We start from the raw sequence: 11264 nt of genomic DNA, 5'->3' as shown, positions 1-11264 counted from the left end.
AGACTGGGTTGATAGGCCAGGAATGTAAGGCTCGTGAGGGTTTGAGTTGACTGGTACTAATATCCCGATGACTAACATTATTTGAAACGATTTTGTTGTTTTGAGCATGCCAATTACGTGTGTTGGCATTGGCATTTGCGTCCACTGTGCGGTTCACGATTCAACCAGTCTTTTTGGTTGGTTCAAATTGGTTTTCGTGGTGGTCATAGCGGTGAGGTCACGCCCGGTTCCGTTCCGATCCCGGTAGCTAAGCTTGCCAGCGCTGATGGTACTGCACTTTTTAGTGTGGGAGAGTAAGACGCTGCCACGAATTATTCTTCTGGTTTAGCCTCCAGGCCTGCTTTTGTTAGTGGGTTTGGGGGCCAAACCCCATCCCTGTTTAACAACCCGAGGGCGTGTCCTGTGTTTTTGGGTGGGGTGTGGTTGTTGGTTTAGTTGGTTGGGGTTGTTGTGTGTCCTTGTTTGAGGGTGCAGGGCAGTAGGGTTGGCCTGGTTGGGGGATGTGTGTTGATTATTTGGGCGAGCATTGTTGCTGCGGTTTGTCCGAGGGCGGTTACTGGGTTAGTGATTGTGGTTAGTTTGGGGTGGTAGTTTTGTCCGGCTTGGGTGTTGTCGTTAGAGACGACAGCCACATCCCCAGGAACACACAAGCCAGCCTCCTTGAAGGCACTGATAGCAGCCATAGCCATAAGGTCTGAGCAAATGTAGAGGCCATCAATAAGGCCGGCCCGAATCATCGGAATAGCGGCCCTAGCAGCTTCAGTCCCTGACGCCGCGGTGAAGTCGCCCTCGAAAGTTGGGAAATCGGAAGCAATGACCTGTCTAAAGCCGTTCAAACGATCCGCTGCCGCAAGCATGTCTAAAGGCCCGGTGATAATTGCGGGGCGGCGAACGCCGCAATCGCGCAAATGGCGCGCCGCTAACTTACCGGCCTGCACGTTGTCTACGTCAACCCAAGAATTACAGGTTGGGTTCGCACTAGGCCTGCCAATGAAGACAACGGGCAAAGGAGCGCCCATCAGAAGATCTAATTGTCCAGGAATCTGGTGATGAGTAGCCACGATGACGCCGTCAACGTGGCCGTCATATAGGAAAGGACGCAACTTCCTGGTGTCATTCTTTCTATCTGCCATAGCAAGGACCAGCTGAGTATCCGTATCGGCAAAAAAACGATTCACCGCTGCCAATACCTCAGAGAAAAACGGGTCCGAAAAAAGCCGGGAATCAGGTTCCGGAATGACAAGGGCGACCATATCCGTTTTGGAAGTAGCAAGAGAACGGGCCGCTTGATTAGGACGGTAACCGAGGGCAGAGATTGCCTCAGTTACCGCCCTAATCTTAGAGCCAGAGACGCCGGCACCACCGCGCACCACCCGCGATGCAGTAGCGCGAGATACGCCCGCTGCACGGGCCACGTCCTCGAGCGTTACGGTGGCTGCCATTATCCCTCCTAACAGAACAAGCTTATCCGGCCTAGTCGGCCTGAGGAATCAGCAGCTGCCTGTCCCTAGCCACCTGAGAAAACCAAAGTGCAGATGCCTTTGGCGTCCTCTGCAGCGTCTTGTAATCGACACGGACAATGCCGAATCGCTTAGTGTAGCCGCACGCCCACTCGAAGTTATCCAGTAAGGACCACACCAGATAGCCAACAAGGTGGGCGCCGTCCTGACATGCTCGCAATGCCTCGCCAAGATGGTCGCGAATGTAGATAAGTCGATCAGCCGAATCGTCCACGAAACCATCGGCATCGGGCTCGTCTTCGTAGGCTGCTCCGTTCTCGGTAATCACAAGATCTGTGTTGCTCTGCTTGGCATATTCCGCATCGAGCCACATAAGCAGCTCGTAGAGGTCGTGCGCCTCCACTTCCCAGCCCATTGCAGTATGCGGCGTATCGCGAGGAACCCCCACAACAGATGCTGATCCCACGTTGGGGGAGCGCCCCAAAATCCCGCGCTCATTGAGAACCGGCTTGCCCGGCTTGTAACCGTCCTGGGGGCCAGCCACGGCACAGCCGTTATAGAAATTGACGCCTAGCACATCAATAGGAGTACTAATTGCCTGTAGATCCCCGTCTTCGATCCAATCGCGAATGTCCGCCTCTAAAGCCATGTCCTGTACGACATCGGCCGGGTATTCCCCCTTGAAAATTGGATCAGCAAAAAGCCGGTTCTGCACCCCATTAATTCTGCGGGCGGCATCCTTGTCAGCTTCCGAAGTAGCATCTGCTGCGTGCGCCCAAGCGAAATTCAAGGTAATGCCCAACCGTAAATCCCACTGCTTTTGCTGGGCAATCTGGCGGATCTCCTTAGCAGCCAATCCATGAGCCAGAAGTAGGTGGTGCACGGCAGCAACCCCCTCGACCGGGTCATTATGACCGGGAGCGTGCTCGCCGCCGACATATGACAACAACGAGGCACACCAAGGCTCGTTCAGAGTGGTCCAGTACCGAGCTCGATCTCCTAAGGCCGAATAAACTATGCGGGCATACTCGGCGAAAAGATAGGCAGTTTGCCGATTAGCCCACCCGCCGGCATCCTGAAGCTGCTGGGGTAGATCCCAGTGATACAAAGTGACCCACGGGCGGATTCCAGCCGCATTTAACTTGTCCAACAAGGACGCGTAAAAATCTAGCCCCTTCTGATTCACCGAGCGCCCGTCCGGCATGATACGCACCCATGAAATGGAAAAACGGTAGGTAGATAGGCCCAGTTTAGAAATTAGGGCCACGTCCTCGTCTACCCGGTGGTAATGGTCGCAGGCAACATCGATATTGGAGTCGTCCGCGATCCTGCCGGGCTCCCGGCACATCGTGTCCCAAATAGACGCGCCTTTTCCGTCCTCGAAGGCAGCGCCCTCGATCTGAGCGGCAGCAGTGGCTGCTCCAAGGAAAAAGTTTTCTGGTAAAGATACGGTTTTCATCCTTTTACGGCTCCTTGCATTACGCCAGAAACCAGGCGGCGTCCAGCGAAAACGAACAGGATCAGAAGCGGCACGGTAGCAACAACCACACCGGTCATAATCAGCGAATAGTCTTTGAAATAGGAGGCCTGCAGCAGCTGCAAAGCCACCGGCAAAGTGGGGTTCTTAGCGCCCAGCACAATGAATGGCCAGAAGAAATTCGTCCACGATCCCACAAAAGTGAACAGGGCCAGCATCGAGGCAGCCGGAAGCGCAGCGGGCACGGCCACGGTAAGGAAGGTCCGGAACATCGAAGCGCCATCGACTCGAGCAGCCTCAATTAGCTCTGTCGGAAGGGCATCGCGAATGTACTGAGTCATCCAGAACACGCCGAAGGCACTGACCAAGCCCGGCACGATTACTGAAATCAGCTCGCCGGACCATCCCAACTTGTTCATGACCATGAATAGCGGCACCACGCCAAGTTGGGCAGGTACCGCCATAGTTGCGATCACGAAGGTAAGCAGACCGTCACGGCCGCGGAAACGAAGCTTGGAGAACGAATAGCCAGCAAGCATCGAAAAGAACACCACGGAAGCAGAGGTGATCACTGCAACAATGAGTGAGTTCAAGAAAGCTCCCCACAGATCAACTCCCGAATCCATTACGCGCCTTAGATTCTCGAAGAAGTGTCCCTGCGGAATTAGCGAGGGGAGTGGAGAACGCGCAATATCGGGAGCGGTTGAAGAAGCAAGTAGAAAAGCGAAATACAGCGGGTAGGCAGACGCCAGCAGAATGATCACCAGTAGAACATACTTATACCAGCGCGGCCGCTGGTTCGGACCAAACTGGCCTTTTCTAGCCCGCCGCTTGCGGGCTGCTTTCGCCGCCCTCTTGCCGGAGCGCTGCTCGATCATTGCCAAGGAAGGTTCGCTACTCACTTTGTCACCTTCTTAGGAGAATGCGGGGTGGAGGAAGCAATTCGCTTCGTGAGCAAGAAGTTGAGAGCGGCAAACGCAATCACAATTAGGAACAGTAGCCACGCTACTGCGGAGGCCTTGCCGAAGCTCTTCTGTGAGCCCCACCCGAGCTGGTACATGTACATGGTTAAAGTCAGCCACTGTTTATCGGCACCTCCGCCGCCCATCGTGTCGAACATTCTGGGTTCGTCGAAGATTTGCAACCCGCCGATAGTGGACGTGATGATCACGAAGATCAAGGTAGAGCGGAGCTGCGGCACAGTTACTGAGAAGAACTGCCGCACCGGCCCTGCCCCGTCGACAGTGGCCGCCTCATATAGTTCGTGTGGCACCGCCTGCATGGCTGCGAGCAGGATGAGGGCGTTATAGCCCGTCCAGCGGAAGTTGACCATGTTTGCGATTGCTATGTGAGAGGCAAACGTGGATGCGTGCCACCCAACCGGGGCGATTCCTACGTACCCCAGCAGCGTATTTATCATGCCCGACTGGTCCGCAAAGACCTTTGAGAAGATCAGCGATACAGCGACCGGAGCTACTACGTAGGGCAGAAGCACGCCCATTCGCCAGAAAGTTTTGGCCCGAAGATTCGCATCCAGCACCCATGCAATGAACAGTGCGAGGATTACCTGCGGGATTGAGGAAAGAAGGAAGATTGAAAAGGTGTTGCGCAAAGCCGTCCAGAACACCGGATGCTGCAGCACCGACACGTAGTTGTCTACCCCGTTGAAACCTTGATTTCCCCCAATAAGAGGCCACTTATGCAATGAGACCCAGGCAGTGTATAGCAGGGGGAACAAGCCCGTAATAGCAAAAAGTAGGAAGAACGGGCTGATGTAAAGGTAAGGAGAAAGCTTCGTGTCTGCACGCGAAAGGCGGTTGCGCAGTTTGGAATTGGCAGACATAAAAGGCTCCTAGTGCCCCTAGGCGCTAGGCCTAGGGGCGATTGGTTTTTTACTGTTGCAGATCGAGCTGCTTGTATTCGGTAATTGCCTTCTTCCAGGAGCCATCCGGGTTGTCCGTCTTGTCTACGTCAACGCGGTTTAGCGCATCGGTTACAAGGGAGGTGATGGGGAAGAAGTTCGGTCCCTTATAAGGCTGAACATCGATCTTCTTGGACATCTCCGAGTAGATCTTGCCCACCGGAGCGTTGTTGAAGAACTTGTTGGTGTAGCCGGTTAGCTCGGGAGACTCGAGAGCCTTCACCTGAGAGGGGAAGTTGCCCTTAGTCTTGAAAGCCTTGATTTGCTGTTCGGGAGCAGTCAGCCATTCAGCTAGTTCCTTTGCTTCCTTCACATGCTTGCCCTGGGTAGGTACGGTCAGGTAAGAGCCGCCCCAGTTGCCGCCACCGCCGGGGAATACTGGAGCCACATCCCAGCCCTTTACGCCCGCAGCATTGCCCTCGACAACGCCTAGCATCCACGGTGGGCAAAGCATCGTGGCGAAGCCATCCTTCTGGAAGGAGTTAGTCCAGTCCTCGGACCACTGCGCCATGTGTGCCGACAGCTTATTGTCTACAGACTCGGTAACCAGCTTGTCGTAAATAGCCTTGATCTGCTTGTTGTTCTGCAGATCAATAACCGTGTTGTCCTTCTTCTCGAAAGGTTCTTCGACCTGGTTGATCATTCCTTGATAGGTGCCTACCGCGCCGTCGTACCACGGAATGTTAGTGGCGTCGACAAACTTCTTGCCGACCTTGAAGTAGTTATCCCAGCCACCTTCCAGTAGCTTTGCCACCTCGTTTCTGTCCGTGGGCAGCCCCGCCTTCTTGAATAGATCGGCGCGATAGCAGATAGCCTCTGGGCCCGCATCGGTGCCGGCACCTAGTAGCTTGCCATCGGCAGTGGTGGCTGCCTTAGCCTTCCAATCGAGCCACCGATATTTGGTGGTGTCTGACTTTAGATCGGTTAGCTGTTCTGGGTACTGCATCAGTTCTGGCCACCAGTCGACCTCAACTGCTTCGATGTCAGACAATCCAGAGCCGGCAGCTAGTCGAGTCATCATGTTGTCATGAGCCTCGTTCGAGGTTGCTGCCTTCTTCTCTACGACCTTGATGTTGGGGTGAGACTTCGAGTATTCAGATAGCAGGTTGTTGTAACCAAACTCGTTGAAAGTGGCCACCGTTAGGGTGATCTTTCCGTCCGCGGATTCTTTCGAATCCTCCGAACCTGACGAACAAGCCGCCAACGACAAGGCGCCTAGTCCTATCAAGGCGCCAACTTGCAAGACTCTTCTGTTCATAACAGCTACTCCTTTGTGCTGAAGACCGCCTCATTGCGGGAAAACACCTATATGAGAGCGCTCTCAATCGAAACTACAGAAAACTTGAGAGCGCTCTCAAATGGGATATATGCATCATTGCACAAAAAGTGTGCGGGCGGAAGAGAAATGGGAAAGAAAAATTAGAATTTGTTAAATCCAGGACTGCAGCCACATGCGCCACTGCCAGTGGGAATGCGGAATTAGCGCTCCCGTTGCGAGCGGCAGGAAGAAAAGAGCCGACAAGCTGATGTAGGCCACGAACATTGCTGCCGTTACCCTAGCGCAAACCGACAGTGTGGCCTGCCCGGGGAAGCTCTTCCAAAGTGCGCCCAAGAAAGCGGCCACCGTAAGCGCAATAAAAGGCACTAGCACTACCGTGTAGAACATGAATATTGTGCGATCCCAATACAGGAACCAGGGGACCCACGTTGTCAGGTAGCCAACGGCTAAAATTGCATACTTGAATTGGCGGTACCGCAAGCTTGCGTAGACGAGCCAAAGAAGAGCAATGATGCCAATCCACCACAGCAGCGGATTGCCTAGAGCGAGGACCGCGCGCACCAAATAGTCGCCCTCGCCGCCGTATGGTTTTTGATAGGCGAAGGAAGTGGGGCGCAAGTCGAAAATCCACTGCAGGGCATTGGCCTGGTAAGTGTGGTCTTTGGTAAGGCCGACGTGGAATTCATAAACTTCGCGCTGGTAGGACAGCCAGTTGGCAAAGTGGTTGCCCGGTGATTTTGCGCTCCATCCTTTGTGCCCAAAAAACCAGTTTCCCCACGTCAGCAGGTAGGTTCCCAGCGCTACCGGGACTAGCTGAAAGAAGGCGGGAATTCCGCCGCAGCAAATAGCGCCAAATAGAGCCCTCACCCGGCGGCGGTTCCGCCACCTGGCGGCTAGTTCGTAGCCGAAAACTGTGAGCCCCAGGCCTGCCAGCACCCACACTCCGGACCATTTGACTGCGCAAGCCGCCCCGGCCAACACTCCGGCGCATAGTAGATAGGGGCGGAAGAAGACTCCCGCAAAAGGACTACTTGCGGACAGCCGCCCTCGAATATGTTGGTAGTCAAGAATTATAAACAGGAAAGCGGCAAGCACAAACACCGCCAAGAACACGTCCAGCAGGGAAGTGCGGGAAAGAGTCACTGCTATCCCGTCAAAGGCGACGAAGCTTCCGGCTAGTGCTGTGATGGGCACAGACTTAAATAGGCGCGACGCAATAACGCAGGTTAGCGCCACCAAGATGGTGCCGAAGAGGGCGGCCATGAACCGCCATCCAAAGGCGCTGTCCCAGCCGAACAGCTTTGGGCCTAAGGCTATGAGGTATTTGCCCAACGGGGGGTGCACCACAAATTGGGGATCGGTAGAAAGAGCCGAGAAATCCCCGGCATTGAACAGCGCGTCCTTGTCCTTAGTCCACTTCGCTTCGTAGCCAAGATGGGCGAGGGCGTAGGCGTCCTTCACGTAGTAGGTCTCGTCAAATATGAGTATTTTGATAACTCCGAGCCGGGCAAAGCGCACAATAGCGGCTACGAGCGTGCACAGTAAGGTGCAAATGATCTGCCATTTTTGGTTTGAGAGTGGGCGCTTCACCCCACCAGTGTACTTAATAAGGGTCTGTGGGCACGGGACGAAAAATTGCAGATTTCGTGAGACTCTTAACCCGTGAGTGAAGAAACCGTTCAAGTACCAGGATCGATTTTGTTGGCGGGCACGCCCATCGGCGATGCGAAAGATGCCCCTCCCAGGCTGGCTTCAGCTCTAGCCCAAGCAGACATTGTCGCGGCCGAGGATACCAGGCGGGCACTAAATCTAGCGTCTCGTCTGAACACCCGCATCAATGGCAACATCATCTCCTTCCATGAACATAATGAACGGGATCGGGTCAACAGATTGCTTGAAGCCGCAGCCGATGGGGAACGAGTAGTGGTGGTAAGCGATGCGGGGATGCCAACCGTATCTGACCCCGGCTACCGTCTGGTGGCAGAAGCCGCCAAAGCTGGAGTGCCGATCTCGGTGCTGCCCGGCCCTTCGGCAGTGCTTACCGCCCTGGCTATTTCTGGGCTTCCCTCGGATCGTTTCTGCTTCGAAGGGTTCCTGCCGCGCAAGGCTGGCGCTCAAGCGAATCGACTAGGGGATTTGGCCGACGAAGCTCGCACCATGATTTTCTTCGAGTCCCCCAGGCGGGTGCACGACACCCTGGCAGCAATGGCGAGCGCCTTTGGCGGTGAGCGCGAAGGGGTCATCTGTCGCGAACTCACCAAGACTCACGAAGAAGTCGTCCGCGGCACCTTGAGTCAGCTGGTCGATTTCACTGAAAAAGACATGCTAGGCGAGATTACCCTGGTGGTTGCCGGCGCTCCCAAGCGGAAAACGGACACGGCTTCGCTAGCGCGCGAAGTCATGGAATTGGTCGAAGAGGGCGTGAAACTGAAAGCTGCTGCCAAACACGTCGCGAAAAAGCACGACGTGTCCAAGAATGACCTCTATGAAGCAGCCATTGAGCTAAAGAATCAGGCTAAAAAGAAGAAGAAGTAAGTTCCACTCCGGCTTCTTTTAGTTCCTCGCGAGCCTTCTGGCCAAGTTCGGCGGAGACCGGCTTAGTCAGATCCGTAAACACCGTGGTGCGCAGGCCGGCTTTTACCGCATCTAACGCAGTGTCCTTGACGCAGTGGGATTCGGCAAGGCCTACCACATCAACTGCGTCGATGCCGGCCTCCCGCAAAATGTCGCCCAGGAGGCGCCCATCTGCGTCTTCGCCCTCGAATCCGGAATAGGCCGCAGCGTAAGCGCCCTTCTTGACGGCAGCGTCCGCGTGCAAATCGGCTAACGCGGGATGTAGCTCGGCGTTGGCCGTTCCAGCTACCCCGTGCGGTGGCCAAGAATCCACAAAATCGGGGTTTTCCGAAAAATGGTCACCTGGTGAGATGTGCCAATCCTGGGTGGTGCAGATGAGGGCGTAGTCCTGGCGGTGGGCGCGCACAAAGTCAGCAACGTCTTCGGCTACCTTATTACCGCCGGTGACAGGCAATTCACCGCCTTCGCAAAAAGTGGGCTGGACGTCTACTACCAAAAGGGCCTTTGGCATTATTACCCCTAAGAACGTTGCGAATAATTGCCGATATCATACACCAGGAAATGTGCGGTGAAACTGATCCGAAAAACCTACTAGTATTGGACGTATGAGTCGAGTACTATCTTCTGTTGCCTGGCCCTACGCTAACGGGCCCCGTCATATTGGACACGTCGCAGGTTTTGGCGTCCCCTCGGACGTCTTTAGCCGCTACATGCGAATGGCAGGCCACGATGTACTCATGGTTTCCGGTACGGACGAACATGGCACTCCGATTCTGGTTGCTGCAGATGCCGAGGGCATAAGCGCCAGGGAGCTGGCCGACCGAAACAATCGCCTAATCGTGCAGGATCTTACTGCTTTGGGCTTGTCTTACGACCTGTTCACCCGCACCACCACGGGCAACCACTACAAGGTGGTTCAGTCTATGTTCGAAACTGTACGCGACAACGGGTACATGATCGAGCAGTCCATGGGTGCAGCGATCAGCCCCTCTACAGGGCGTACCCTGCCTGACCGCTACATCGAGGGTACCTGCCCGCTTTGCGGGTACGAGGGCGCTCGCGGCGACCAGTGCGATAACTGCGGAAAGCAGCTTGATCCTACCGATCTGATCAAGCCGCGTTCCAAGATCAATGGGGAGACTCCCGAGTTTGTCGAGACAACCCACTACTTCCTGGATTTGCCCGCGTTAGCGAAGGCGCTGGGCGAGTGGCTAGACGAGCGCGAGGAATCCGATACCTGGCGTCCGAATGTGATTCGTTTTAGCCAGAACCTACTTGGCGAGATCAAGCCGCGCGCAATGACTCGCGACATCGACTGGGGTATCCCGGTACCGGGCTGGGAAGACCAGCCGAACAAGCGTTTGTACGTGTGGTTCGACGCCGTAGTCGGCTACCTGTCGGCTTCCATCGAATGGGCTCGCCGCAATGGTGACCCAGAGGCATGGCGCAAGTGGTGGAACGATCCAGAGGCCCTTTCCTACTACTTCATGGGTAAGGACAACATTGTCTTCCACTCTCAGATTTGGCCGGCGGAGTTGCTGGGCTACAACGGCAAGGGAGACAAGGGCGGTGAGCCCGGCGACCTAGGGCAGCTGAATCTGCCAACCGAGGTGGTTTCTTCCGAGTTCCTGACTATGGAAGGGAAGAAATTTGCTTCTTCTAGGGGCATCGTCATTTACGTGCGTGACATGCTAGAGAGGTATCAGGCGGACGCGTTGCGTTACTTCATTTCCGCAGCTGGCCCCGAGACTCACGACGCAGACTTCACCTGGCAGGAATTCGTCCGTCGCACTAATGGCGAACTGGTGGCCGGGTGGGGCAACTTGGTGAACCGCACCGCTTCCATGATTCACAAGCGCTTCGGGCAGATCCCGCAGCCGGATGAGCTAAAAGAGATCGACCAGAAACTGCTCGACGCGGTTCAGGAAGGCTTCGATACCGTTGGTAAGCTCATCCGCACCCACAGGCAGAAAGCCGCGCTTTCTGAGGCGATGCGTCTGGTTGGCGAGGCTAACCGCTACGTGGCAGAAACGCAGCCTTTCAAGCTGAAGGCCGAAGAGGAACTGCCGCGACTGGGCACGATCTTATGGACTCTGGCGCAGGTTGTCTCTGACCTGAATCTGCTGCTGTCGCCCTTCCTGCCATTTTCTGCCAACGCCATCGACAAGGTTATGGGCGGAGAAGGGAAGGTGGCTCCGATGCCGCACATTGAAGAGGTCGAAGACCTAGATGTGAAGGCCGAGGACGGTTCTGCACGTGTGTACCCGATCATTACTGGTGACTACACGTCGGCCCCGAAGTGGGAACGACACGCTGTCACTGTGGGTACGCCCATTGCGAAGCCGAAGCCCGTATTCCAGAAGCTTGACGAGGACGTAGTCCAGGAAGAGCTGGATCGCTACAGCAACTTGGGCAAGTAACAATCGAATAAAAATAAGGGTGCCGGCGGAGAAATCCGTCGGCACCCTTATACCCTCTGTTCTTCTGCGTGGGTGCCTCTGGTGAGGCAAGAAGAACTGGTAGTGCCCCGGCCCTATTGAGACCGGGGCACTA

General features: G+C 55.3%; 9 protein-coding genes and 1 rRNA gene. 3 read left to right on the top strand and 7 right to left on the bottom strand.

Annotation, left to right across the window (positions count from 1 at the left end; translation table 11 throughout):
• The first annotated feature begins 195 nt into the window (after positions 1-195).
• A 5S ribosomal RNA gene (rrf, locus tag QP400_RS01895) occupies positions 196-310 on the top strand.
• 121 nt (positions 311-431) lie between these two features.
• Here rrf and QP400_RS01890 read toward each other — a convergent pair.
• The 6 genes from QP400_RS01890 to QP400_RS01865 all read right to left on the bottom strand — a co-directional run bounded on the left by QP400_RS01890 (position 432) and on the right by QP400_RS01865 (position 7727).
• Positions 432-1442 carry a LacI family DNA-binding transcriptional regulator gene (locus QP400_RS01890; RefSeq protein ID WP_102202031.1) on the bottom strand — a complete coding sequence of 337 codons (1011 nt, stop codon included), beginning with the start codon at positions 1440-1442 and terminating at the stop codon, positions 432-434.
• Positions 1443-1473: 31 nt separating this feature from the next.
• Positions 1474-2919 (bottom strand): GH1 family beta-glucosidase, encoded by a 1446-nt coding sequence (locus QP400_RS01885; protein ID WP_004805553.1) that lies wholly within the window; start codon positions 2917-2919, stop codon positions 1474-1476.
• Positions 2916-3839, bottom strand: coding sequence for a carbohydrate ABC transporter permease (locus QP400_RS01880; RefSeq protein ID WP_004805555.1), 924 nt, complete (start codon positions 3837-3839; stop codon positions 2916-2918). Before QP400_RS01880 ends, QP400_RS01885 begins: the two co-directional genes overlap by 4 nt.
• Complete coding sequence (locus QP400_RS01875; protein ID WP_004805558.1) at positions 3836-4780, bottom strand: carbohydrate ABC transporter permease; 945 nt, start codon at positions 4778-4780, stop codon at positions 3836-3838. The genes QP400_RS01880 and QP400_RS01875 overlap by 4 nt, the downstream gene beginning before the upstream one ends.
• Before the next feature lie 49 nt (positions 4781-4829).
• Complete coding sequence (locus QP400_RS01870; RefSeq protein ID WP_285462462.1) at positions 4830-6116, bottom strand: ABC transporter substrate-binding protein; 1287 nt, start codon at positions 6114-6116, stop codon at positions 4830-4832.
• 171 nt (positions 6117-6287) lie between these two features.
• Positions 6288-7727 carry a dolichyl-phosphate-mannose--protein mannosyltransferase gene (locus QP400_RS01865; RefSeq protein ID WP_004805562.1) on the bottom strand — a complete coding sequence of 480 codons (1440 nt, stop codon included), beginning with the start codon at positions 7725-7727 and terminating at the stop codon, positions 6288-6290.
• 72 nt (positions 7728-7799) lie between these two features.
• Here QP400_RS01865 and rsmI point away from each other — a divergent pair, with 72 nt between their 5' ends.
• Positions 7800-8672, top strand: coding sequence for a 16S rRNA (cytidine(1402)-2'-O)-methyltransferase (gene rsmI / locus QP400_RS01860; RefSeq protein WP_040314857.1), 873 nt, complete (start codon positions 7800-7802; stop codon positions 8670-8672).
• On the opposite strand, the gene QP400_RS01855 is transcribed toward rsmI, so the two are convergent.
• Positions 8653-9222, bottom strand: a complete 570-nt coding sequence (locus QP400_RS01855) for an isochorismatase family protein (protein ID WP_004805566.1) — start codon at positions 9220-9222, stop codon at positions 8653-8655. The genes rsmI and QP400_RS01855 overlap by 20 nt on opposite strands.
• A gap of 94 nt (positions 9223-9316) precedes the next feature.
• Here QP400_RS01855 and metG point away from each other — a divergent pair, with 94 nt between their 5' ends.
• Complete coding sequence (gene metG / locus QP400_RS01850) at positions 9317-11131, top strand: methionine--tRNA ligase (RefSeq protein WP_004805568.1); 1815 nt, start codon at positions 9317-9319, stop codon at positions 11129-11131.
• Positions 11132-11264 lie beyond the last annotated feature (133 nt).

The sequence above is a fragment of the Winkia sp. UMB3158 genome, assembly GCF_030217145.1.
Classification (GTDB): domain Bacteria; phylum Actinomycetota; class Actinomycetes; order Actinomycetales; family Actinomycetaceae; genus Winkia; species Winkia anitrata.
This window is presented reverse-complemented; position numbering and strand designations above follow the sequence as displayed.